The sequence below is a fragment of the Pantoea sp. Aalb genome, from assembly GCF_009829985.1.
Taxonomy (GTDB): Bacteria; Pseudomonadota; Gammaproteobacteria; order Enterobacterales; family Enterobacteriaceae; genus SZZU01.
On sequence record NZ_SZZU01000001.1, the window covers coordinates 285188 to 310691 of the forward strand.

Here is a 25504-nt window from a genome sequence, read left to right on the forward strand (position 1 = left end):
CTTTTAATAAATGTAATGAATGTTATGAAAAAAATATCTATAATTATAGATTTATAATCTCTATATAATATTAAAAATTAATATATTCATTAAATTGCTCTAAACCCATTAAGACGGTTTATTGCCTTAATTTTTTCTTCTTTTTCAAACCATAAATGAGTACAATACAAGGCCTCTTTAATAGCATTATCAATCAATTTTTTTTCATTAGTCAAAGGTTTACTTAAAACAAAATTAGTCATTTTATCACAGTTTTCAGGATAACCAATACCAATACGTAGTCGATGAAAATTATTATTACCAAGTGTATTAATAATATTTTTTAATCCATTATGCCCACCATGTCCGCCACCTAGCTTAAATTTTACTATACCTGGTGGTAAGTGCATTTCATCATGTGCAATTAATATTTCTTCTAAATTAATACGATAGAAAGATACAATTGCTCTTACAGCTTGACCACTTAAATTCATAAAAGTATTAGGGATTAATAAGTGTATATTTTTACCTCCTAACGATGAATAAGTAGTCGTATTACCTAAAAATTTAGTTTTTTCTTTTAATGTTCGATGATAATAATTTGCTAATAACTTTACATACCAAGAACCAACATTATGTCGTGTATCAGCATAATCTAAACCAGGATTAGCCAAACCTACAATTAATTTGATATTATTCAAAATAACTAACCTATCTTATCTTATCTTCTTATAAGACTTTACTTTCTAATAAAAATTAGATTTTTTATAAATTAAACCAAATGATTATATAATCAATAAAATTAATAATTAGTTAATAAATAATTATTAAATCATAGTTTAAATTATATAAATAAAGATAAACAATATTATTGATTATATATAGTGCGTAAAATATACAATTCTTTATTAAAAATACATATATAGTTTATATTAATTATTATACAGCTAGATAACATCATGAATGTTATTTTTTCTTTATGATATCTAAAATTTTTTTTTATATTTAATGTTCAAACATTGCAGAGATAGATTCTTCATTACTAATACGACGAATTGCTTCTGCTAACATACCTGCCAATGTAAGAGTACGTACGTTTGGAAGTTTTTTTATCTCTTGAGATAATGGAATAGTATCACATACAATAACTTGATCAATCATAGATTGGTTTAAATTTTCAATTATATTACCTGAGAAAATAGGATGTGTAGCATAAGCTAAAACACGTTCTGCTCCATGCTTTTTTAAAGCTTCGGCTGCTTTACATAAAGTACCACCAGTATCAATCATATCATCTACTAATATACAATCACGACCAGCTACATCTCCTATAATATGCATAACCTGAGCAATATTTGCACGTTGACGACGTTTGTCAATAATTGCCATATCTGTATCATTAAGTAGCTTAGCAATAGCACGAGCTCGTACTACACCACCAATATCTGGAGAAACTATAATAGGATTTTCTAATCCAATTTGGATCATGTCTTCTAGTAAAATAGAACTACCGAATACATTATCAACAGGAACATCAAAGAAACCTTGTATTTGTTCTGCATGTAAATCCACTGTAAGCACACGATCAACACCAACACTAGAAAGAAAGTCAGCAACCACTTTAGCTGTAATTGGTACACGTGCAGAACGTACTCGTCGATCTTGACGAGCATAACCAAAATAAGGTATTACAGCTGTAATACGACCGGCAGATGCTCTGCGTAAAGCATCGACCATTACTACTAGTTCGATTAAATTATCATTAGTAGGAGCACAGGTTGATTGAATAATAAAAACATCACCGCCACGTACATTTTCATTAATTTGTACACTTACTTCTCCATCGCTAAAACGACTAACATTTGCTTTTCCAAGATTAGTATACAGCTTATTGGCAATACGTTGTGCTAGTTCCAAGGTAGCGTTACCAGCAAATAATTTCATATCAGGCACGACAAAACCTCAAAAGTAAGTATTTATACAATAATTCAATTCAATAAATAATATTTAATAAATATAAAATTTATATATAGTACTTAACATAAAATTTGTATTATAATATTTTTATTTTAAGATTAAATGCTTATAGTTTACCAAGTTTGTATTGTAAAGGCGAAATATTTAGCCCGTGTGCTACAAATCCATTAATATATTTTGAAGATAATTCCAGGATTTTACGAGCATCATATTCATTATTAAATTCAGCAAATATACAAGATCCAGTTCCTGTTAAACGGGCTGGTGCATATTTTTTTAACCAACACATTAAGTAATCAATCTCATGAAATTTTTTTCTTACTAATTCTTCGCAATCGTTATGAAAAGGTTGATTTAATAATTCATCTAATGTACGTATTGGTGAATTACGTTTTAATTTTGGGTCATTAAATAAATCAGATGTCCGAATTTTAATATTAGGATTCAGTATTAAATACCATTGTTCTTTTGGTGTAACTAATTTTAGTTGCTCACCTATACCTTCCGCAAATGCAGCATGACCATAAATAAATATAGGTACATCAGCTCCTAATTTTAAGCCAATATCAGCTAATTCTTTATTACTTAACTTAATATTCCATAGATAATTAAGTGCGACCAAAATGGTCGCAGCATTAGAGGAACCTCCACCCAATCCACCACCGATTGGTAAGCGTTTCTTAAGAGTAATTTGTACCCCTGTTGAAGATGAAATCTTATCATGAGATATTGCAATTTTTCTCATTTCCTTTACAGCACGTATAATAAGATTTTCTTCATCTAAAACTCCAGCTATCGGAGTTAATAGAACAATTTTTTTATTTTTTTTATTAATATCAATTGTTAATGTATCTCCATAATCAAGAAATTGAAATAAAGTTTGTAAATTGTGATAGCCATCAATACGTCTTCCAGTAATATATAGAAATAAATTTAATTTTCCTGGAGTGGGCCAGGTAGTAATCATTTTACTTTCCATTTATTAATTACTATTTTAATACGTTGATTATCTTTATTTAATTCTAAACTTATAGGCATTGATGGTTTAATTCTATTATCATAATTTTTAATATAAACATACCATTTTTCTTTATTATGAATATAGAGTAAGTTTTTTAAATGATAATGACGATTTAACTCATAAAAAATAGCATTACCAGGTAATCCAATGATCCATTGACGAAGATTAGTTACAGGGATATTCATGCCAGTGAGCTGAAATATAATTTTTTCTATATCATTACTAATATATCTTTTACCTTTATTATCAATAATGTGAACAATATTATTTTGAACATCTACCTGTAATTCTGTACCGCCTAATAAATTAGTTATAATTAAGCTATAATGATTGGCTGAACTTTGTTCCCATGTAAAATGAGCGTACAATTTTTTATTATTTGTAAGATATGCTAATTTACCAGTAATATGATATTGCATTATTTTTTGTACATTTTGTTGATGTTGGTGCCAATGCATTGTAGTGATATTTGGATCTCGATACATATTCTTATTAAGAGTACAACCTTCTAGAAATATGATTATAATAATAAAAAAACAACGTAATATATTTTTTTGTATAAATAGATTAATCACTTACTTATATCCCTAGTATTATTTTTTAAATGTAACATTAACTTTAGCATAATGAATGGGTCAATGACTAATATATAAATAATTTCATTATAACTTTTGGAATATTAATCCTTTGTAGGATAACTTTTTTTTGTTTGTACATATAATATATATATAAATATCAATTTTTTAAAAATTGACTATTCCAATCAAAATTAATATGATGCTTCTTCCTGTTGACATTAATTATTAAATTTTTTCCATTGCCTTGTGTAAACGAGTTTCCATTACACTAGAAAACTAAATAAAGCATTGAATAGCTTATTATCTTAACCAATAGTACAAAGTGGATTAATTTTTTCTACTTGTAACTTAACTGTATCTTTAAGTCAAGGAACATAATAATATACAAGAAAAAATTATGTTTTGAGTATGTAGTTATAACTCTTTATGTGAAGAAGATATACGTAATAGTTTTTGTTATTAAATTAGAATAATGATGTTGTTAGTCATTTAATGCATGTCGCTAAAGGATTAAATTCTCTAGTATTAGGTGAACTATAAATTCTTAGTCAAGCAAAAAAGAATTTTCTGATTCTCAGCGTAGCTATTCACTTTGTAGTGAATTAAAGCGTATGTTTCAAAAAACTTTTTCAGTTACTAAGCGTATACATATTGAAATAGATATTGGAAATAGTGCAGTATCATTGGTTTTTGCTACTTGTTCACTTTAACGAAAAATTTTTAAATCCATGAATATAGTTAATGTTATGGTAATTAGTACTGATGAAATAATGGATTTTGTTAATCGTCACTAAAATCAATGTGACTTACGAAAGTTGATTATTGTTAATCGTACTTGTCAGCGACTGTTTCTTCTTGCAAATAAAATTAAATCAAAATTTCTTTTATTAATTATAGATATTAATCCACGTTTTGCGGATGCTGATATTATCATTTCTCAATTACTAGCCTATTACTTAAACTACTAGCCTATTACTTATTAAGTAAAATAATGATTGAACATGTATTAAAAATAAAGTGAAATAAACCTATTTTAATAATAGATATTACTATTCTGCATGATATTAATCCAGTAATAGGAGATCTAGCCAATGTTTATTTTTATAATTTAGATAATTTACAAGTTATTATTAAAAAATAATATAGCTCAACATAAAGTTACTGCTATATAAGCCAAAGATATTATTATAAAAGAAAATAAATAATTTATAGCTTGGTTACGTGTACAAAACGTAATTGAGAGAATTTGTTAATATCGTTTTCATGTTCATAATATACGTATAATGCTTTTAAAACGTGCATTATCTGCTGTACAACATGATATAAATCACTAGAACAGGCAATGCGTGATGGAGATATTAAAGTTTACACATTTTATGTGATAGCCTTGGTCTGAGATAACTGATTTTATCATTAATTATAATTTAGGATACTTTAATAAATTAAATGATGAAAATATCTATTTTTTCTAAACTAGAATCACTGCAAAAACGCCATGAAGAATTAGAAGGATTGTTAACTGATATAGGAGTAATTTCTGATCAAATACGTTTCCGTATATTATCACGTGAATATGTACAACTTAACGATGTGATTAGTTGTTTCCGAGAATGGCAACAAGTTCAAAAGGAAATTAAAAATATAGAAATTCTTCTTAATGATTTAGAGATACGGGATCTTGTACAAGAAGAACTAATAGTCTCACGTAAAAAATCTAATATATTAGAACATAAACTACAACTATTGTTATTACCAAAGGATGTAAACGATGAGCGTTCATGCTTTATAGAAGTACGAGCTGGTACTGGGGGTAATGAGGCAGCAATTTTTGCTGGTCAACTATTTAGAATGTATAGCAGATATGTTGAAGGACGAAGTTGGCAACTAGAGATAATTAGTATTCATGAAGCAGAACACGGTGGTTACAAAGAGATTATTGCACGTATTACTGGTAATGATGCTTATGGTCGGATGAAATTTGAATCAGGTGGTCATCGTGTGCAACGTGTTCCAGAAACTGAGTCTCAAGGACGTATTCACACATCAGCTTGTACTGTTGCAGTAATGCCAGAATTACCAGAAACTGAATTACCTAAAATATATCCTAGTGATTTAAAAATTGATACTTTTCGTTCTTCCGGAGCTGGAGGACAACATGTAAACACTACTGATTCAGCAATTCGAATTACACATCTACCTACAGGAATTGTAGTAGAATGTCAAGATGAACGCTCACAACATAAAAATAAAGCTAAAGCATTATCAGTACTAAGTAGTCGTATTTATTCGGCAGAATTAGCTAAGCGCCAAGCAATTGAAGCATCTACGCGTCGTAACTTATTAGGTAAAGGTGATCGTTCTGATCGTATTCGTACTTATAATTTTCCGCAAGGTCGTGTGACTGATCATCGTATAAATTTAACAATTTATAATCTTGATAAAATTCTAGAAGGAGAGCTAGACTTACTAATTGAACCAATAATACAAGAATATCATGCTAATCAATTAAGTGAGCTAGCTGAACAACATTAATGAATATCTGTGCGTGGCAAAAAAAAGCTATTCTTATGCTTTGTAATAGTAATAGTAATAGTAATAGTGATAGTAATAGTGCAAAACGTGATGTAGAGATTTTACTCTCTTACATTACTGGAAAGAAAAATGGTTGGTTACTAGCATTTAATAATATTAAACTCCATCCAATGCATTTAATACAATTGAATAAACTATTAAGACGTCGTATTCAAGGTGAACCTATTTCTTATATAATAGGTAAATGCGAATTTTGGTCATTATCATTGCACGTTAGCAATGTTACTTTAATTCCTCGTCTAGATACTGAAGTTTTAGTAGAACAGACATTGAACTATCTTCCTTCAACACCTTGTTCCCTATTAGATCTAGGAACTGGAAGTGGTGCTATTGCGTTAGCATTAGCTAAAGAACGTATAGATTGTCATATAACAGGTTGTGATAGAATATTTGATGCTATTAATTTAGCAAAAAATAATGCAGAACGATTACATATTACTAATGTATATTTTCAAATTAGTAATTGGTTTAGTGATCTTGTACCTCAACTTTTTGAGTGTATCGTTAGTAACCCACCATATATTGATATTAATGATGAACATTTAAAAAAAGGAGATTTACGTTTTGAACCACTTAGCGCATTAGTAGCAGAAGATAAAGGATTGGCAGATCTTAAAATTATAGTCAGTACTGCTCCTAAGTGGCTAAAACCTAAAGGTTGGCTTTTATTAGAACATGGCTGGCAACAGGGTATAATAATAAGTAAAATGATGAAACGATATGGATATCAATCTATAACTACTATTAATGATTATGGAGGTAATCCACGTGTTACAATAGGTCAGTTCATGTAAATTATTGGTTTTTATCTGTACATATAATCAAATTAATGCTTAAATTATTTTGTTATTTAATTTTTTAATTACTTTACGCATATTAATCTAATTGAGTATTTTATTATTTAATATAAATAAAAATTATATTTTAGTTATTTTTATCTTCTGATCTTAATTATTATATGAATGATTTTAAATACATCGATAATATACTAATATTTTAAGTCTTTTTTAGTAGTATTCGGTAAAAGGGAATATTCATGAAACAAAAAATAATTTATATTGATGATATTAAAGTAGCAAATAATTTACCATTTGTTCTATTTGGAGGAATGAATGTTTTAGAGTCACGTGATCTTGCTATGCGTATTTGTGAACATTATGTAAAGGTAACTAATAAACTTAATATCCCTTATGTATTCAAAGCTTCTTTCGATAAAGCTAATCGTTCTTCTATTAAATCTTATCGTGGTCCAGGACTAGAAGAAGGAATGAAGATTTTTGAAGAAATCAAAAGAACATTTAATGTTAAAATTATGACTGATGTACATGAATGTTGGCAAGCTCAAACAGTAGCTGATATAGTAGATGTCATTCAGCTACCGGCTTTTTTAGCACGTCAAACTGATCTAATAAAAGCTATAGCAAAAACTAACAATGTTATTAATATAAAAAAGCCTCAATTTCTTAATCCAAATCAAATTGGTAATATTACAGAAAAATTTATTGAAAATGGTAATGATAAAGTTATTTTATGTGAACGAGGTAGTAACTTTGGTTATGATAACTTAATTGTAGATATGCTTGGCTTTAATATTATGAAAAAAGTTTCTAACTATAGTCCAGTAATTTTTGATGTAACACATTCTCTTCAAAAACGTAACTCGATGAAATCATTTTCAGGAGGTCGCCGTACGCAAGTAAGAGAACTAGCACGAGCCGGTATAGCAGTTGGGATTGCTGGTCTATTCATAGAAGCTCATCCAACTCCAAATAGTGCTAAATGCGATGGTCCATCTGCACTATTATTACATAAACTAGAATCATTTTTAGTACAAATTAAAGCAATTGATAACTTAGTAAAAAGCTATATCTAATATTTTAGGTATATATCATATATATACTTTACTTAAAGAATAATTAATAATATTAATTTTATTTAATACTTATTGAAAATAACTTATTGCATTGTAAATTACATATTTTTTATATATAGACTATTTCTTTTATCTATTATTTTTTGTTTTATTTATAATTTTTTATTATTGAATATTTTCATATAAATAAAATTAAAATATGTTATGATTAACTATAACTTTAAAATTTTTTATGTAATTTTTACATGCGTTCGACTGTTTTAATTCCTAACATATCAAGACCTTGTTTTAAAGTTTTTGCAGTTAACAATGCCAATTGAAGACGGCTTTGACGTATTTTATTATTATTAACAGCAATAATTGAACATTTTTCATAAAAACGAGAGAATGTAACAGCTAAATTATAAAGATAAGAACACATTAAATGCGGAGTACCATCGTGCGCTACTTGTATGACATTTTCTTCAAATTGTAGTAAACGTATCACTAATTGAGCTTCCTGTTCTTGTGTTATAAAAATATTGCTGTTACCGCTTAGACTATCAATGTCAATGTCTAACTTACGAAATATTGAAATTACACGAGTGTATGCATATTGCATATATAGAGCGGTATTACCTTCAAGTGCTAACATATTATCCCAATCAAATATATAATCAGTAGTACGATTTTTTGATAAGTCAGCATATTTAAGTGCACCAATACCTATTATTTCAGATAAATTTAATAACTCTTGCTGTGACATCCTTAAGTTTTTCTGTTTCATGATTATAAAAGTACGCTCAACCGCTTCATCTAATAGATGAGCTAGCTTAATCGTACTACCACTACGAGTTTTAAAAGGAATCCCATCTTTATTGAGCATCATACCAAATGCATGATGTTCTAGCGTTACTGATTCTGGAACATAACCAGCTTTACGTACTATACTCCATGTATGTTGTAAATGCTGATGCTGACGTGAATCTACATAATAAATCATACGATCAGCATGTAATTTTTCATAGCGATATTTAGCACAGGCAATATCAGTAGTTGTATAAAGATATCCTCCATCATTTTTTTGAATAATAACTCCCATAGGTTGATCTTTTTTGTTTTTAAATTCATTAAGAAAAACTATTGTTGTCCCTTTAATATTAACTGCTAAACCTTTTTTAATTAAATCATGTACAATATTAGGTAACATATCATTATAAAGGCTTTCAGGCATTATATCTTTACTAGTCAATGTAACATTTAAACGATCATAAATTTTTTGATTCTGATTCATCGTAATATCTACTAGTTTCTTCCATATCTTACGACAATTTATATCACCATTTTGTAGTTTAACTACATAATCACGTGCAAGTTTAACGAATCCTTCATCTTCATCGTATTTACATTTAGCTTTACAATAGAACATTTCTAAATCAGCTAATGAAATATTTTTATCATTATACTGATTTTTATATTGTGTTAAATAAGCAATCAACATACCAAAATGAGTGCCCCAGTCACCTAGATGATTAGCGCGTATTACATTATGCCCTAAGAAAGATAATGTCCTTACAATAGCATCCCCTATAATAGTAGAACGTAAATGACCTACATGCATTTCTTTTGCTACATTCGGAGAAGAATAATCGACAACAATCGTTTTTGACATTAATGGTTTATCAATACCGAGATAAGGTAATTGTGAAATTTTAGTAGCTTGTTGAGATAACCATGTACGCTCAAGAAAAATATTAATAAAACCAGGACCGGCAATTTCGACTTTACTCGCTATAGCATTTAAATTTAAATATTGTATAATTTTCTGTGCTAAATTATTTGGTGATTGACCAAGCTGTTTCGCTATAGATATAATTCCATTAATTTGATAATCACCAAATTGTATTTTGGTAGATTGACAAACATTAGGTTTAAAATGAGGAGGAATTCCTGCAGCTATCATTGCTCCAAAAATTCTATTATAAATAATCTTTTTAACATTCAAGTTATTAACCTTGTATATTGATATTATCTTTATGGCTTGCGTGCTATTAATATAGCACGAAGTGGAGAAGAATATCCTTCAATTGTTTTAGTATTATCGTTAGGATTAAGAAAATCGGCTAAAGATTTACTAGTCATCCAATTTGTTTGACGTTGTTCATTTATAGATGTACTAGTAGAATCAATAATTTTTATATCTACAAATCCGCATTTTTCTAACCAATTTTTAAGTGCTTTAGCAGAAGGAATAAAATAAATATTACGCATTTGAGCATAGCGTTTACTTGGTACTAAAACAGTATTTTTATCTCCTGCAATTACTAATGTTTCCAATACTAATTCACCATTATGTACTAATTGATTTTTTAATTGTAAAAGATGATCAAAAGGTGAACGGCAATGATAAAGTACCCCCATAGAAAAGACTGTATCAAAAGATTTTGTTATTGGTAACTGTTTAAGAGCAAGTGGTAATAAATGAAGATTACGATTATTACCTAATAGCTTACGTATGACTTCAAACTGATATAGAAAAAGTTGAACTAAATCGATACCAATTACTAATTTTGCTCCTGCACCTACCATACGCCACATGTGATAACCATTACCACAGCCTACATCTAGTATTGTACGATCTTTTAAAGATGAAATATTTGGAAATATACGATTCCATTTCCAATCAGAACGCCATTCTGTATCAATGTATATTCCATATAATGAATATGGACCTTTACGCCATGGCATAAAATTACGTAATAATTTTTCTATGCTATTACGTTGAGAAGTGCTAATATTATTTATTTGTGCACTTACATTGTTAACTAAATCTAAATATTGTGGATTTAATAATGGTATATTACTTAAAGATTTATCCCAAATATTAAATTTACCATGTATGTTATTTCGCTGCCAAATTGCAATTTTTACTGGTAAAAATTGTAACCATATAGATAAAGATTCAGTGGCAATTTGTTGATAAAAAAGATTAAAATTTATCATTTTAATGCTAATACTGAACAAAAATTTAAAAATTGAAAGCATAGTTCAATATGAGTGAAACCAGCATTTTTCAAACATATTTTATGTGTTTCAATACTATTGATAGGCATAATTTTTTTTAGCATCTTATTTTTTTGATTTATTTCTAATTCACTGTAGCCGTTTGCTAATTTAAAATCATGATGCATATTGAATATTAATTCGCTGATATTAGGATCTTCAAAGCAGATTTTTTCTGATAAAATCAAAGCACCTCCAGGATTTAGTCCTTGAGCAATTTTTTTTAAAAGTGCTAATCGTGTATCTATTTCCAAAAATTGTAATGTAAAGTTAAGGATAACTAATGAGGCATTATCAATGGAAATATCACGCACATCAGCTTTTAATACTTGAACTGAAGGATAATAAGATGTTTCAATAAGATAATAACATCGTTCAATCATTGCTGGAGAATTATCTACAGCAATAATATGACATCCTGGTACATTAATATTCCGACGTACAGAAAGCGTTACAGCTCCAAGAGAACAACCAAGATCATAGACTTGGCTATTTGGTTTTACAAATCGTCTTGTTAACATTTCAATTATTAACAGAATATTAGAATAACCAGGTATTGAACGCTGAATCATATCAGGAAATACCTCAACTACTTTTTTATCAAACTTCCAATCTCTTATTTTACTAATAGGTTTAGAAAAGAGTATATCTCGATATGACATAATAAAATACCTAAAATAACTCTCTTTGAAAAAATAATATTAAAAACAGTACAAATTTTTTAATAAATTAAATTAAAAAATAATTTTTAATTTAATAATTTTTTTATATTGTTTTTTATTTGGTTTTATAAACCAATGATAATTATCATTGTATAGAAAATAAATGGTAAAATATGCATTTAATAAATAAAATATATAAATATTTTTATATATATATTTTATAATTTCATTTTACTATAATTTAATGGATATAATCAATAAAATGGATATAATCAATAAAATAGAAAAAACTATTTTTATTAATTTTAATTTTTAAATCCTTTCGATTTATATAATTAATCGAATTTTATTCGAACTTATCTTCTAATTATTGATTAAATATTTTAAATAATAAATTTAATTATTTTAGCTAATAATTACTTTAGCTAATCATATTATATATAAGTTAATTACATAATTATATATATTAATAATAGTTTTTAATTAAATTAAAAGGCATATTATGCGTACTGAATATTGTGGTAAAATTAATTTATCTCATGTAGGTCAACAAGTGACACTTTGCGGTTGGGTCAATAGTTGTCGTGTTTTAGGTAAAATAATTTTTATTAATATACGTGATCACACAGGTATAGTGCAAGTATTTATTAATCATGATTCTCAAGAAGTTTTTAAGATAGCTTCTAAACTTCATAATGAATTTTGTATTCAAGTTATTGGTACTGTATATAAACGAAACGAACAAAATAAAAATGATAATATAGTAACTGGTGAAGTGGAAATATTCGCGTATATACTTAATATCATTAATTATGCAGAACAGTTACCTATAGATTCAAAACAGAACAATAGTGAAGAAGTACGATTAACCTATCGTTATTTAGATTTACGACATCCAGAAATGATACAACGTCTAAAAATTCGTTCTAAGGTCACTAGTTTTGTACATCGATTTATGGAAAATGAAGATTTTTTAAATATTGAAACTCCTATGTTAACCAAAGCTACTCCTGAAGGAGCACGTGACTATTTAGTTCCAAGTCGTATACAAAAAGGTAAATTTTATGCTCTGCCACAGTCTCCTCAACTATTTAAACAATTACTTATGATATCTGGATTTGATAAATATTATCAAATTGTCAAATGTTTTCGCGATGAAGATTTACGATCTGACCGCCAACCTGAATTTACGCAAATCGATGTTGAAACATCTTTTATGAAAGTTGATAAAGTACGTGAAATAATGGAACGTTTAATTCGCGATATATGGATTAATATTAAAGGAATAGATATCGGTAAATTTCCACAGATTACATTTAAAGAAGCTATAAACCGATATGGTTCCGATAAACCAGATCTTCGTAATAAAATACAGTTAATAGACATTGCTGATTTATTAAAAAATATTAACTTTAAACTATTTTCCAAACCAGCTAATAATGTTAATAGTCGTGTTGTAGCAATGCTTATACCTGGAGGTAGTATCCTTACATTAAAAAAAATTAATCAATATAGTAAGTTTATTGAGGATTACGGTGCTAAAAATTTAATGTGGATGAAAATAAATAACCCTACACAAAATTTAAAAAATATACAAAGTCCTATAGCGAAATATTTAAGTACTAATATTATTGATGCAATTTTAAACCGAACCTCTGCACAAAACGGTGATTTAATCTTTTTTTGTGCTGATAATGCAAAAGTAGTAAATAATGCATTAGGAGAATTAAGATTAAAAGTAGGTTTGGATTTGAATATTACCGAACAAAATTCTTGGGCACCAGTATGGATTATTGACTTTCCAATGTTTAAATATAAAGAAGATGGCTTAATAGCTGCTAATCATCATCCATTTACTGCTCCTAAAGGCATTACGTTAGAACAGATAGCAGAAAATCCAATGAAAGCTATTGCAAATTCTTATGATATTATTATCAATGGATATGAGGTAGGAGGTGGTTCTGAACGTATTCATAATAGACAAATGCAAAAATTAGTTTTTAATATTTTAGGTATAAGTGAAGAAGAACAACGTGATAAATTTGGTTTTTTTCTTGATGCCTTAAAATTTGGAACTCCTCCACACGCTGGATTTGCATTTGGACTAGATCGTTTAATAATGTTATTAACAGGGACTGATAATATTCGTGATGTAATAGCATTTCCAAAAACTACAACAATGGCTTGCTTAATGACGCAATCACCAAATAAAGTTTATCCTGAAATATTAGCTTCTTTGGGAATTAAACCCTTTTAAAGAAATTAAATAATGTTTTTTAAAATAAATAATATTTATTTCTATTAATATTTATTTTTTTAATAGTTTAATATCCATTAATAAATAAATAATTTACATCTATTAATTAGATTAATTAATTTGTACTTTCATTAGTATTAGCTATTGATTTTAAATTTTTTAAAAATATAAATATAATAAGATTATTCAAATTTTTACTATATTTTTTATTAAATCATTCATTTAAATCAAATATATATAAAACATATAGTGTTTTTAGTATTTTATATTTTTTAGTTCTAAAAAATATAAAATACTTATTTCGTTGAAATAGTTCATAAAACTTTTATATAAAAATTGTATTTAATATTATTATAAAGAAAAATAGAAGATATTTTCTACTACATAAATATTTTTGCTGTTTTAAATGAATTCATAAAAAATAAAATAATGATATTACATTTAAAATGTAATAGAACATATATGATACGTTATATAATTAAAATAAAAATATATTTTTTTATTAAGCTAATTATAAAAAATGTCCTTGTACATGAAACTCTATAAAAGACTTAACTTTTAAAAAAGAAAAATAGTAATCAATTTTTATAATCAATTCTTGAAAAAGAAAAACGAAGAAAATGGCCGGTCATAATAAATAAACAAATACAAAATATCGAAAAGCAGCATCAGATATTAAACGTTGTAAAATTTTTACTAAAATTACTCAAGAGTTAATTACTATAGCTAGATTAAGAGGAACAGATCTTATCTCAAAACCACGTCTACGAATAATAGATAAAACTTTATTTAATAATATGACGTGGAATACGATAAACCGTGCAATTACAATTAGTCTCGATTATAAAGATAATTTAAATTTTAAACAAATTATTTATGAAGGTTATAAACTAGGTGGTTTAGCAATAATAGTAGATTGTTTCACGGATAATCTTCATTGTACGGTTAGTAAAATACGTTATGTTTTGGTAAAGAAAAGAGGAAAACTAAGCATGGTTGTGTATCTCACCTATTAAAGAAAAAAGATATAATTTCTTTTACATCAATAATATACAATGATGATATTATAATAGAAGCTGCTATAGAGTGAAATGCTAAAGATGTTATTAAATATGATCATGGAGTTATTAATATACTCACTGCATGGAAAAAACTTACTAATGTACTTTATAAATTAAAAAAAATTAACTTAAAAGCTAATAGTATTGAAATTTTCATGATTCCACATAAAACAATAAAATTGAATACCAAAACTACACCTAAAATGGTAAGCTTAATTACGATGATTAGAAGAATGTCATGATGTATAAAAAGTTGACCATAATGGAGAGATTTCTAATTAACTTATTAACTTCATAAAAGTTAAAATAATATTTTTTTATATAAAGACTATCCGGAACTACAATGTCAATAATTATTGGAATCGATCCTGGCTCTCGCTTTACTGGATATGGTATTATTGATCAAACCGAGAATCATATTAAATACTTAAGCAGTGGTTTTATTTGTACTCGTATCCATGATTTACCATCGCGACTTAAAATTATTTATTCTAAAATAAGCAAAATTATTATTGAATTTTCTCCTAATTATTTTGCTATTGAACAAGTATTTATGGCTAAAAACGTGGATTCGGCTTTTAAACTTGGCCAAGCTCGTGGAGCTGCTATTGTTGCAGCAGTCAATTATAACCTACCAGTATTTGAATATGCAGCTCGTCAAATTAAGCAAACAATTACTGGGATAGGAAATGCTGAAAAAAGACAAATGCAGCATATGGTTCGTATACTTTTGAAGTTACCGTGTAATCTTCAAACAGATGCTACTGATGCATTAGCAATTGCTATTACTCATTGTCATATTAGGCAGAACGCATTACGTATTCACAATAAGCAAATGTTTTTGAAAAGTGGACGTTTGCAAGTTAGATCCTAATAAAAAAATGAAAAGAGTCGATTAAATCAGTAATTTAAATAGTTAAAAATAAGGAAATATTTAAGTGATAGGTCGTTTACGAGGTAATATTTTAGAGAAATCACCTCCATTAGTATTGATTGAGGTATATGGAATAGGTTATGAAGTACATATGCCTATGACATGTTTTTATGAACTTCCAGAAATTAATTCAGAAGCTACTATTTTGACTCAATACGTAGGACGTGAAGATTCTAAACTGTTATTTGGATTTAATAAAAAACAAGAACGAACATTATTTCGTGAATTAATTAAAGTCAATGGCATAGGTCCAAAATTAGCAATAGCTATACTTTCTAGCATGTCGGCACAGCAGTTTATTGCAGCGATAAAAAATGAAAAATTTACATCTCTGATTAAGTTACCAGGCATAGGAAAAAAAACCGCTGCACGTTTAGTAGTAGAAATGAAAGATCGTTTTAATAAGAAATATAATAATCTTTTTGAAGTTAACATGGCATCATCAACTATAGAATATGAAATACAAAAAACAGAGATAGAAGCTGTTGAGGCCTTAATAGCTTTAGGCTATAAACCACAAGAAGCTAGCTGGATGATTAGTAAAGTTATTAAACCTAATACTGATTGTGAAACCTTAATCCGTAATGCTTTACTTGCATCTATTTGAGGTAATTTATGATTGAATCAAATCGCTTGATCTCAAACCATTCTTTTAATAATGAAGATAATTTTGATCGTGCTATTCGTCCAAAGTTATTATCTGAATTTGTTGGTCAATCACAGATTTGTGAACAATTAGAAATATTTATACAAGCTGCAAAATTACGTGGAGATCCACTAGATCATTTATTAATTTTTGGTCCTCCTGGATTAGGTAAAACTACTTTAGCAAATATTATCGCTAATGAAATGGGGGTAAATTTACGTACTACTTCTGGTCCAATATTAGAAAGAGCTGGAGATCTGGCTGCTATATTAACTAGTCTTGAGTCACATGATATTCTCTTTATTGATGAAATTCACCGTTTATCACCAGTTGTAGAAGAAATATTATATCCAACAATGGAAGATTATCAGTTAGATATTATGATTGGAGAAGGTCCAGCTGCACGCTCTATCAAACTTACTTTACCACCATTCACTTTGATTGGAGCAACTACAAGGGCAGGTTTATTAACATCTCCACTCAGAGATAGGTTCGGTATAGTACAAAGACTTGAATTTTATAGTATTATAGATTTACAATGCATAGTTAGTCGTAGCGCTACTTATTTAGGATTAAAATTAAGCGAAGAAGGATCATTGGAAGTTGCTCGGCGTGCACGAGGAGCTCCGCGTATCGCTAATAGACTTTTACGTCGAGTACGTGATTTTGCAGAAGTACGTGCTAATGGAGAGATGAGTAAAGAGGTTACGACTAGTGCACTAGATTTACTCAATGTAGATAATAAAGGGTTTGATTATATGGATCGAAAGCTTTTATTGGCTATTATTAATAAATTTACTGGTGGTCCAGTAGGTCTAGAAAATTTAGCGGCAGCAATTAGTGAAGAACGCGCAACTATTGAAGATGTAATTGAACCTTTCTTAATTCAACAAGGATTTATTCAGCGTACTGCCCGCGGCCGTATAGCTACACAACATGCTTACAAACACTTTGGTATCAAAAATAAAACAAGTCTTTTTTAAGCTATTACTTTTTTAAATAAACTAATGACAAATAATAAAGTTCCACAAAGTACGATAGAAGGAACTGCAGGTGTATCATAAATAGCAGAAACACTTAATCCTCCTGTAATACAAATAATACCTATTACAACGGCTAATACAACCATTTGTTCTGGTGAACGTGAAAAACGACGGGCAGTTGCAGCAGGAATTATTAATAATGAAGTCATTATTAATATACCAACAAATTTTATAGTTACCCCAATCGTTAATGCAGTAATTAGCATAAGTATAAGACGAGTCCGTTGAACATTAATGCCATCAATCTGTGCTAACTCTGGATTAATAGACATTAACAATAGTGAACGCCATTGCCAAGCAATTATTATTAATACTGCAATTACAATAATTGATATTATATATACATCTCTTAATGTTACTGCTAGTAAATCTCCAAATAGATAAGACATTAAATTTATACGTAAATTACTTATTAAACTAACTACGATTAAACCTAACGACAAGAAACTATGAGCCATAATTCCCAATAAAGCATCAATTTCTAAGTAAGAATAATACTCTAGATATGCTAATCCAAATGCTAGACAAATTATTATTATAACCATTGTATAATATGGATTTACGTTGAATATAAATCCTAATGCTATGCCTAATAATGATCCATGAGCAAGGGCATCGCCAAAATAAGACATACGACGCCAAACTATAAATGAACCCAATGGACCAGCTACTATTGATAGAAAAACTCCACTAAGCCAACTAGGAAATAATAATTCAATCATGATATTTTTCCCTATCATGAAGGACGATATGTCCTTGTAAATCATGACGATGATTGTGATCATGATGATAGATGGCTAATTGCTGTGCATTGTGTGAACCAAACATAGCAATAAATTTTGGATGTTTTGATATTGCTTCCGGTGTTCCAGAACAACAAATATGATGATTTAGGCATAATACTTCATCAGTTTTAGCCATTACTAAATGCAGATCATGTGATACCATTAATACTCCGCAATTAAGTTCACGACGCAACTGATCAATTAAATTGTATAACATAATCTGTCCATTTATGTCAACACCTTGTGTCAATTCATCTAGTACTAATAATTTAGGATGTTTTAATAAAGCACGAGCTAATAGTAAGCGTTGAGTTTCACCACCAGATAGCTTTTGTAATGGAGTATAAAGTAAGTGATTAGCATGTACTCGTTGCAATGTACTAAGAATATCGCGTTTGCTTTTACAGCATAATTGCATAAAACGCTCTACGTTAATGGGTATTGCTGGATTAATATATAGCTTTTGAGGTACATAACCTATGCTTAAATTAGCAGCATGTTTTACAATACCTTTAGCTGGTGTAATTAATCCAAGGACTGTACGTACTAATGTTGATTTACCAGCACCATTAGGGCCAAGTAATGTAATAATTTTTCCAGATTCTATAGATAAACTAATGTCTATTAATACTGGACGTTGGGAAAAAGTAACTGAAATATTTTCAACTGTAACAAGAGAATACATAATATTTATTTGTAGTAAATATAGATAATCTCTATAATACTACATTGTTTAAATTAATTATGTGAATAATTAGAGAATGATGAATTATGTTACATAATAAGAACTTGATTTTAATTCTTTATACTGTAATAATTACTAACTTTTACATACTACATGCTCACTCTAAAATAATTGTATCAATTAAACCTATTGGGTTTATTGTAGCTGCAATAGCTGATGATATTATACCGGTTGAAGTATTAATACCAGATGGCGTCTCAGAACATAATTACGTTTTACGACCATCTGATATAAGACGTATTAAAAATGCAAATTTAATAGTATGGAATGGACCAGAAATAGAATTTTTCCTTGCTAAATTAGCGTCTGAATTACCTGCAGAAAAAAAATTAATCATTACTAATATCAGTGCTCTTAAATCACTATTTCTTAAAACTGAAGATAAAAAAGAAAAAAATAATACTATCAATTATCATACTTCAATATTAAATTGCTGTAATAATAATTTAATGAATATTAATACACATATCTGGATGTCTCCAGAGATTGCTAAACAATCAGCTATCGCAATTCATAAAAAATTATTAGAAATTTTACCCAATTACAAAATAAAACTTGATATTAATTTAAAACACTTCGAAGAACTCTTAAATACAGTAGATAAATATATTGAAGAACAACTGACAGTTGTACGGAATAAAGGTTATTTTGTTTTTCACGATGCATATAGCTATTTTGAAAAACATTATCATTTATCACCTTTAGGTTATTTTACTATTAATCCTGACATTCAACCAGGACTAAAACATTTATATCAAATAAGAAAACAACTTATTAAGAAAAAAGCTATATGTATTTTTACTGAACCGCAATTTACTCCATCTATTATTAATGCTGTATCTCGTGGGATTAAAATAAATAAAGCTATTCTTGATCCATTAGGCATAAATATTAATTTATCTAAAGATAGTTATACAAAATTTCTTTTACAATTATCAAACCAATACAAGAGTTGTTTGCTCAAAGATTAAAATAAAATATCATTATATTATATATGAATAATATAATATTCAAACGTACGTAAAAGTAAGATAGATATTTATTTAAATATTTTTTCTTTATGATAAAATTATATAGATTTTAAATCTTTATTAAGAAAATTATTAAAGATTAAATTCATTTGATATAAGATATTATTAATCAATAGCATTTATCCTAATAATTTTAGATAACATATTTAGCAAATACGATTTTCCGATAAAAAAGAACAGAGCATATAATATATAGCATATAATATTAAGTATGATTACTACGTATTAATTTGTGATTTAATTAGATTGATTACAAATAATTATATAGTAAATAAAATTTACTCGTTTTACTTACCTAATGATATGGATATATCAGTTTTATAAAATCAACTATCCTAAATAATAGGAGTTGATTATTTATGTTATTTTTTAAAGGTATAATTGTGATAAATAAAAATAAACATAATACTGGATTTATTCCCGTTTTCCATTCTTCTTTTTTGAAACCTAAATATTGGCGTAGCTGGCTAGTAATAGGCATATTAATAAGTATGGCTATGCTACCTGTAAAAATGCGAGATCCAATTCTTAGCAGGTTAGGTAAATTTATCGGTAAATCAGCAAAAAATGCACGTCGTCGTACACTTATTAATCTTTTTTATTGTCTACCTGAATTAAGTGAAATACAACGTGAAGAAGTTACGGATCGAATGTTTTCAACCGTTCCTCAAGCAATAGTAATGATGACAGAATTAGGAATGCGTAATCCAGCACGCTTACGTCAACGAGTAGATTGGTATGGACGCGAGATTATCGATGAACTCCAAGCTAAAAAAGAAAATATTATTTTTCTTGTACCACATAGTTGGTGTTTAGATATGCCAGCAATGTTACTAGCATCTGAAGGGCATATGATAGCAGCTATGTTTCATAATCAAAGCGATTTACTTATGGATTATATGTGGAATACTATACGTCGTCGTTTTGGTGGTCGTATACATTCGCGTAATGATGGAATCAAACCATTTATTAGTTCGGTTCGTCAAGGTTACTATGGTTATTATCTTCCAGATCAAGATCACGGAGCTAAAAATAGTGAATTCGTAGATTTTTTTGCCACGTATAAAGCTACTATGCCTGTTTTAGGAAGATTAATGAAAGTTTGTCAAGCTCGCGTAGTTCCTCTTTTTTCAGTATATAATAGTGCCACTCATAGGTTAGAAATTTATTTACGTCAACCAATGGATGATTTAATAAATGCTAGCAATAAAACATTGGCTCGTCGCATGAATGAAGAAGTTGAAATACTTGTACGACCACACCTTGAACAATATACTTGGAGTCTAAAATTACTAAAAACAAGAAAAGAAGGAGAGATTGAACCTTATATACGTAAGGATATATATCCATAAGGAAAAATAAAGAAATCTAATTTAATTTACTTTTTTATAATAAAATATTTTTCACTAAAATACCTTATATTAGAATATAATATAATTATATTATATTAAATACTTTAATACTTAATATTATTCTACACGTAAAACACGACTAGTATTTGTAGTGCCAGTCATTGCCATAACATCACCTTGAGTTACAATGACTAAATCTCCAGAAATAAGAAATTCTTTTTTACGTAATAAGCTAATTGCATGATAAGCTGCTCCAACACCATCATCATTATTATTAAAATAAATAGGTATAACACCACGATACAGTGCTGTTAAATTTAACGTACTTTCATGACGTGACATAGCAAAAATTGGCAAACCAGAAGTTATACGGGATGTCATAAGTGCAGTATAACCTGATTCTGTCATAGTAATAATAGCTGATACTCCCTGTAGATGATTAGCTGTATACATTGCTGACATAGCAATTACTTCTTCAATATTATTGAACTGAACGTCAAGGCGATGTTTAGAAATATTCACACTTGGAATTTTTTCTGCTCCTAAGCAAACTTTAACCATTGCTGATACAGTTTCTATTGGATACTGACCTGTAGCCGTTTCTGCCGACAGCATAACTGCATCTGTTCCATCTAAAACTGCATTTGCTACATCCATAACTTCAGCTCTAGTAGGCATGGGGTTAATTGTCATGGATTCCATCATTTGTGTTGCAGTAATGATAGTACGATTTAATTGACGAGCACGACTAATCAATGATTTTTGAATACCAATTAGCTCTGGATCACCGATTTCAATACCTAAATCACCTCGTGCTATCATAATTACATCAGAGGCTAAAATGATATCATCAATCACTTTTTGTGTAGCAACCGCTTCAGCACGTTCTATTTTTGCTACTAATTTAGCATAACAACCTGCATCGTTTGCTAAACTACGAGCATATTTCATATCTTGTCCATTACGAGGAAAAGAAACTGCCAGATAATCAATATTAATTTTAGCAGCAATCATAATATCATTTTTATCTTTTTCTGTAAGTGCTTCAGCAGAAAGACCACCACCAAGCTTATTGATACCTTTATTATTAGATAATATACCGCCAACTATAACTTTAGTGAAAATTTTCATATCTTGAACTTTAAGAACTTTAAGCTGAATACGACCATCATCTAATAGTAAAGTATCTCCTGGTATAACATCTTTTGGCAAACTTTTATAATCAATACCAACTTTTTCTTTATCTCCTTCCCCTTCTTTAAGATGAGCATCTAAAATAAATTGGTCTCCAATATAAAGAAAAACTTTATTATCCTTAAAAGTTGATATCCGAATTTTAGGTCCTTGTAAGTCACCTAAGATAGCTATGTGTTTGCCTAATTTAGATGCAATTTGACGTACTTTATTAGCACGATTCTGATGATTTTCTAATGTACCATGAGAGAAATTTAAGCGTACAACATCAGCACCTGCTATTATAATCCTTTCAAGGTTATTATCACGATCTGTAGCAGGTCCTAATGTTGTAACTATTTTAGTTCTTCTAAAACGTCTAAACATGAAGACTCCATTGACATCGTATTGTTATAATTTATTAAATATAATCATATAAAAATTTATTGTTTTTATTTTTAGATAAAAACTTAATATATTTATTTATTTTAAAAACTAATGTAGTTTATACAACTACGCAAATATCTAAACAATGGATAACAAATTAGTTATCAATAAATTGTAAATTGACATTATTAACATTAAAGTATTGTAAATTTTATTTATATCTATAAATATAAATAAAAACTTATAACAGATTTAATCGGAAATTTTATTTATAAAAACTACTTTTCTTTAAAATAACTTTATATGAATTTTCCTAATTGATTTTAGCATATTTCAAATAAAACCAATATATTTATCATATAAATTAATAAATAAAATATGATTTTTCATATTAAATCTATTATATTCAATAACAATATTTATATTTAAAGTATTAATAATATATAAAATTATTTATATATTATTAAATAATTTATATTTAAACTATAGATCTTAATAATTAATAATTAACTCATATTTATAAAAATAGTTTTTATATCATCTTATATTTATTAATGTATCAAATTATTAACATATTTTTCAAAACAAAGTATCTTGTATTTTTGTAAACTTTATCTTTTATTAAGATAAATAAGATTTTTATCATCTTTAAATTACTATAGTAAATATATATTTACTAAATATAAATAAGTATGATTATTTATATTTATAAAAATATTTTCTTTTAAAATAATAAATATATTTTTATAAGATTTTAAAATTAATCTTATCGTAAAAATACAATATAAATTCATTTAATAATGAAGATGATTAAATATTCATTATATTCTATAATGAGAAAAAAAATGACAATAAAACAAACAGTCCAAGCATGCGATTTAGTTATTTTTGGAGCAAAAGGAGATCTTGCACGTCGTAAATTATTACCTTCACTATATCAACTAGAAAAAATTGGACAGATTCATGAAACTACACGTATTATTGGTGTAGGCCGAGCAAATTGGAATAAAGCAGCTTATACTAAAGTAGTAAATGAATCACTAAAAACCTTCATGAACGAAAAAATTGATGAAGTCTTATGGAGTAAATTTATAAATCGTTTTGATTTTTGTAATCTCGATGTCAATTACAGTACTCATTTTCTTAAACTAGCACAAATGCTTGATCAAAAAAATCGCATTACTATTAATTATTTAGCAATGCCCCCACATACTTTTGGAGCTATTTGTGAAGGTCTTGGAACCGCTAAACTTAATGGAAAATCAGCACGTGTAGTTATGGAAAAACCACTTGGTAATTCTTTAGAAACCTCAAAAAAGATTAATGACAGTGTTGAAAAATTTTTTAAAGAAAGTCAGGTATTTCGCATAGATCATTATCTTGGTAAAGAAACTGTTCTAAATTTATTAGCATTACGGTTTGCCAATTCTATTTTTATCAATAATTGGGATAATCGTACTATTGACCATGTTCAAATTACCGTTGCAGAAGAAGTAGGTATTGAAGGTCGTTGGGGATATTTTGATAAAGCTGGTCAAATGCGTGATATGATTCAAAATCATTTGCTACAAGTCCTGACTATGATTGCTATGTCACCACCATCTGATTTAAGCGCTGATTCTATCCGCGATGAAAAAGTAAAGGTATTACGATCACTTCGACGTATTGATCAAGCTAATTTTCATGAAAAAACAGTACGTGGACAATATACATCTGGGTTTATACAAGGTAGGAAAGTACCAGGATATTTAGAAGAAGAAGGAGCAAATAAACATAGTACTACTGAAACTTTTGTAGTAATTCGAGTTGATATTGATAACAGACGATGGTCAGGTGTCCCGTTATATTTGCGTACAGGTAAACGTTTATCGACTAAATGCTCTGAAATTGTAGTTTACTTTAAAAATATAGAAATGAATTTATTTAAAGATTATTATGTAAAATTACCACAAAATAAATTAACTATTCGTCTACAACCAGATGAAGGAGTAGATATTGAAATTTTAAATAAGGTGCCTGGTTTAGATCATAAGCATAAATTACAAACTACTAAACTTGATCTAAGTTATTCAGAAACTTTTACTCAATCACATTTAGCTGATGCATATGAGAGATTACTTTTAGAGAGCATGCGTGGTATTCAAGCACTTTTTGTCCGTCGTGATGAAGTAGAGGCTGCTTGGAATTGGGTTGATTCAATTATTGATGCATGGAGCACAGATACAAATTCATTAAAATTATATAAGGCTGGAACTTGGGGACCAATAGCTTCTGTAGCAATGATTAGTCGTGATGGGCGTTCATGGAATGAATTTAAATAACTATTTATATTAGTTTTTTTATTTATTATATATATTTAACATAAC

At 28.0% G+C, this 25504-nt stretch carries 22 protein-coding genes and 1 pseudogene; 13 read left to right on the forward strand and 10 right to left on the reverse strand.

Annotated features, from left to right (window positions below; genetic code table 11):
* Nucleotides 1–89 precede the first annotated feature (89 nt).
* The 4 genes from pth to lolB all read right to left on the reverse strand — a co-directional run bounded on the left by pth (nt 90) and on the right by lolB (nt 3552).
* Nucleotides 90–680, reverse strand: coding sequence for an aminoacyl-tRNA hydrolase (gene pth / locus FD728_RS01100; RefSeq protein ID WP_159933961.1), 591 nt, complete (start codon nt 678–680; stop codon nt 90–92).
* A gap of 304 nt (nt 681–984) precedes the next feature.
* Nucleotides 985–1932 (reverse strand): ribose-phosphate pyrophosphokinase, encoded by a 948-nt coding sequence (locus FD728_RS01105; RefSeq protein WP_159933963.1) that lies wholly within the window; start codon nt 1930–1932, stop codon nt 985–987.
* A 130-nt stretch (nt 1933–2062) separates the two neighbouring features.
* Nucleotides 2063–2923, reverse strand: coding sequence for a 4-(cytidine 5'-diphospho)-2-C-methyl-D-erythritol kinase (gene ispE, locus FD728_RS01110; RefSeq protein WP_159933965.1), 861 nt, complete (start codon nt 2921–2923; stop codon nt 2063–2065).
* Complete coding sequence (gene lolB, locus FD728_RS01115) at nt 2920–3552, reverse strand: lipoprotein insertase outer membrane protein LolB (RefSeq protein WP_159933967.1); 633 nt, start codon at nt 3550–3552, stop codon at nt 2920–2922. The genes ispE and lolB overlap by 4 nt, the downstream gene beginning before the upstream one ends.
* 1452 nt (nt 3553–5004) lie before the next feature.
* On the opposite strand from lolB, the gene prfA reads away from it, so the two are divergent.
* The 3 genes from prfA (at nt 5005) to kdsA (ending at nt 8020) form a co-directional block, all read left to right on the forward strand.
* On the forward strand, nt 5005–6087 hold the full coding sequence (prfA, locus tag FD728_RS01125; protein WP_159934462.1) for a peptide chain release factor 1: 1083 nt from the start codon (nt 5005–5007) through the stop codon (nt 6085–6087).
* Nucleotides 6087–6941 carry a peptide chain release factor N(5)-glutamine methyltransferase gene (gene prmC, locus FD728_RS01130; protein WP_159933969.1) on the forward strand — a complete coding sequence of 285 codons (855 nt, stop codon included), beginning with the start codon at nt 6087–6089 and terminating at the stop codon, nt 6939–6941. The genes prfA and prmC overlap by 1 nt, the downstream gene beginning before the upstream one ends.
* 242 nt (nt 6942–7183) lie before the next feature.
* A complete protein-coding gene (gene kdsA, locus FD728_RS01135) occupies nt 7184–8020 on the forward strand; it encodes a 3-deoxy-8-phosphooctulonate synthase (RefSeq protein ID WP_159933971.1) in 837 nt (278 codons plus the stop codon).
* Between the two features lie 241 nt (nt 8021–8261).
* On the opposite strand, the gene argS is transcribed toward kdsA, so the two are convergent.
* The 3 genes from argS to cmoA are packed head-to-tail and all read right to left on the reverse strand — an operon-like array spanning nt 8262 to nt 11724.
* A complete protein-coding gene (argS, locus tag FD728_RS01140; RefSeq protein WP_159933973.1) occupies nt 8262–10004 on the reverse strand; it encodes an arginine--tRNA ligase in 1743 nt (580 codons plus the stop codon).
* Between the two features lie 29 nt (nt 10005–10033).
* Entirely contained in the window at nt 10034–11002 is a 969-nt protein-coding gene (gene cmoB / locus FD728_RS01145) for a tRNA 5-methoxyuridine(34)/uridine 5-oxyacetic acid(34) synthase CmoB (RefSeq protein WP_159933975.1), read from the reverse strand.
* Nucleotides 10999–11724 (reverse strand): carboxy-S-adenosyl-L-methionine synthase CmoA, encoded by a 726-nt coding sequence (gene cmoA, locus FD728_RS01150; protein WP_159933977.1) that lies wholly within the window; start codon nt 11722–11724, stop codon nt 10999–11001. Before cmoA ends, cmoB begins: the two co-directional genes overlap by 4 nt.
* A 502-nt stretch (nt 11725–12226) precedes the next feature.
* Here cmoA and aspS point away from each other — a divergent pair.
* The 7 genes and pseudogenes from aspS (at nt 12227) to ruvB (ending at nt 17605) form a co-directional block, all read left to right on the forward strand.
* A complete protein-coding gene (gene aspS, locus FD728_RS01155) occupies nt 12227–13981 on the forward strand; it encodes an aspartate--tRNA ligase (RefSeq protein WP_159933979.1) in 1755 nt (584 codons plus the stop codon).
* A 656-nt stretch (nt 13982–14637) separates the two neighbouring features.
* Nucleotides 14638–14796 (forward strand): annotated as a pseudogene (locus FD728_RS04775) (YebC/PmpR family DNA-binding transcriptional regulator); the annotation flags it as partial.
* Nucleotides 14779–14997 carry a YebC/PmpR family DNA-binding transcriptional regulator gene (locus FD728_RS04780; protein ID WP_370516245.1) on the forward strand — a complete coding sequence of 73 codons (219 nt, stop codon included), beginning with the start codon at nt 14779–14781 and terminating at the stop codon, nt 14995–14997. The pseudogene FD728_RS04775 and the gene FD728_RS04780, both read left to right, overlap by 18 nt.
* 89 nt (nt 14998–15086) lie before the next feature.
* Nucleotides 15087–15284: a hypothetical protein gene (locus tag FD728_RS04785; protein ID WP_370516246.1), complete on the forward strand. Its 198-nt coding sequence runs from the start codon at nt 15087–15089 to the stop codon at nt 15282–15284.
* Nucleotides 15285–15385: 101 nt separating this feature from the next.
* Complete coding sequence (ruvC, locus tag FD728_RS01165) at nt 15386–15916, forward strand: crossover junction endodeoxyribonuclease RuvC (RefSeq protein WP_159933981.1); 531 nt, start codon at nt 15386–15388, stop codon at nt 15914–15916.
* Nucleotides 15917–15980: 64 nt separating this feature from the next.
* Entirely contained in the window at nt 15981–16583 is a 603-nt protein-coding gene (gene ruvA / locus FD728_RS01170) for a Holliday junction branch migration protein RuvA (protein ID WP_159933983.1), read from the forward strand.
* Between the two features lie 8 nt (nt 16584–16591).
* Nucleotides 16592–17605, forward strand: a complete 1014-nt coding sequence (ruvB, locus tag FD728_RS01175; RefSeq protein ID WP_159933985.1) for a Holliday junction branch migration DNA helicase RuvB — start codon at nt 16592–16594, stop codon at nt 17603–17605.
* Here the strand turns inward: ruvB and znuB are convergent.
* Together znuB and znuC are read right to left on the reverse strand one after the other, a co-directional pair.
* Nucleotides 17602–18387 carry a zinc ABC transporter permease subunit ZnuB gene (gene znuB / locus FD728_RS01180; RefSeq protein WP_159933987.1) on the reverse strand — a complete coding sequence of 262 codons (786 nt, stop codon included), beginning with the start codon at nt 18385–18387 and terminating at the stop codon, nt 17602–17604. The two genes, ruvB and znuB, sit on opposite strands and share 4 nt — an antisense overlap.
* The gene (gene znuC / locus FD728_RS01185) at nt 18380–19135 is read right to left on the reverse strand and encodes a zinc ABC transporter ATP-binding protein ZnuC (RefSeq protein WP_159933989.1); all 756 of its coding nucleotides are present in this window, start codon (nt 19133–19135) and stop codon (nt 18380–18382) included. The genes znuB and znuC overlap by 8 nt, the downstream gene beginning before the upstream one ends.
* Nucleotides 19136–19221: 86 nt before the next feature.
* On the opposite strand from znuC, the gene znuA reads away from it, so the two are divergent.
* Together znuA and lpxM are read left to right on the forward strand one after the other, a co-directional pair.
* A complete protein-coding gene (gene znuA, locus FD728_RS01190) occupies nt 19222–20166 on the forward strand; it encodes a zinc ABC transporter substrate-binding protein ZnuA (RefSeq protein ID WP_159933991.1) in 945 nt (314 codons plus the stop codon).
* Between the two features lie 419 nt (nt 20167–20585).
* Nucleotides 20586–21578: a lauroyl-Kdo(2)-lipid IV(A) myristoyltransferase gene (lpxM, locus tag FD728_RS01195; RefSeq protein ID WP_370516240.1), complete on the forward strand. Its 993-nt coding sequence runs from the start codon at nt 20586–20588 to the stop codon at nt 21576–21578.
* A 117-nt stretch (nt 21579–21695) separates the two neighbouring features.
* Here lpxM and pyk read toward each other — a convergent pair whose 3' ends face one another.
* Nucleotides 21696–23138 carry a pyruvate kinase gene (gene pyk / locus FD728_RS01200; protein WP_159933993.1) on the reverse strand — a complete coding sequence of 481 codons (1443 nt, stop codon included), beginning with the start codon at nt 23136–23138 and terminating at the stop codon, nt 21696–21698.
* An 845-nt stretch (nt 23139–23983) separates the two neighbouring features.
* Between pyk and zwf the strand changes: the two genes are divergently transcribed.
* Entirely contained in the window at nt 23984–25459 is a 1476-nt protein-coding gene (gene zwf, locus FD728_RS01205; protein WP_159933995.1) for a glucose-6-phosphate dehydrogenase, read from the forward strand.
* The last annotated feature ends 45 nt before the right edge of the window (nt 25460–25504 follow it).

Excerpts from the sequence above, each read along its gene's own strand:
- ruvB (WP_159933985.1), top strand. The coding sequence starts at position 16,592 with ATGATTGAATCAAATCGCTTGATCTCAAACCATTCTTTTAATAATGAA.
- znuC (WP_159933989.1), bottom strand. The coding sequence starts at position 19,135 with ATGTATTCTCTTGTTACAGTTGAAAATATTTCAGTTACTTTTTCCCAA.
- znuA (WP_159933991.1), top strand. The coding sequence starts at position 19,222 with ATGTTACATAATAAGAACTTGATTTTAATTCTTTATACTGTAATAATT.
- znuB (WP_159933987.1), bottom strand. The coding sequence starts at position 18,387 with ATGATTGAATTATTATTTCCTAGTTGGCTTAGTGGAGTTTTTCTATCA.
- lpxM (WP_370516240.1), top strand. The coding sequence starts at position 20,586 with ATGTTATTTTTTAAAGGTATAATTGTGATAAATAAAAATAAACATAAT.
- prmC (WP_159933969.1), top strand. The coding sequence starts at position 6,087 with ATGAATATCTGTGCGTGGCAAAAAAAAGCTATTCTTATGCTTTGTAAT.
- ispE (WP_159933965.1), bottom strand. The coding sequence starts at position 2,923 with ATGATTACTACCTGGCCCACTCCAGGAAAATTAAATTTATTTCTATAT.
- prfA (WP_159934462.1), top strand. The coding sequence starts at position 5,005 with ATGAAAATATCTATTTTTTCTAAACTAGAATCACTGCAAAAACGCCAT.
- cmoB (WP_159933975.1), bottom strand. The coding sequence starts at position 11,002 with ATGATAAATTTTAATCTTTTTTATCAACAAATTGCCACTGAATCTTTA.
- ruvC (WP_159933981.1), top strand. The coding sequence starts at position 15,386 with ATGTCAATAATTATTGGAATCGATCCTGGCTCTCGCTTTACTGGATAT.
- aspS (WP_159933979.1), top strand. The coding sequence starts at position 12,227 with ATGCGTACTGAATATTGTGGTAAAATTAATTTATCTCATGTAGGTCAA.
- cmoA (WP_159933977.1), bottom strand. The coding sequence starts at position 11,724 with ATGTCATATCGAGATATACTCTTTTCTAAACCTATTAGTAAAATAAGA.
- kdsA (WP_159933971.1), top strand. The coding sequence starts at position 7,184 with ATGAAACAAAAAATAATTTATATTGATGATATTAAAGTAGCAAATAAT.
- zwf (WP_159933995.1), top strand. The coding sequence starts at position 23,984 with ATGACAATAAAACAAACAGTCCAAGCATGCGATTTAGTTATTTTTGGA.
- pyk (WP_159933993.1), bottom strand. The coding sequence starts at position 23,138 with ATGTTTAGACGTTTTAGAAGAACTAAAATAGTTACAACATTAGGACCT.
- FD728_RS04780 (WP_370516245.1), top strand. The coding sequence starts at position 14,779 with ATGACGTGGAATACGATAAACCGTGCAATTACAATTAGTCTCGATTAT.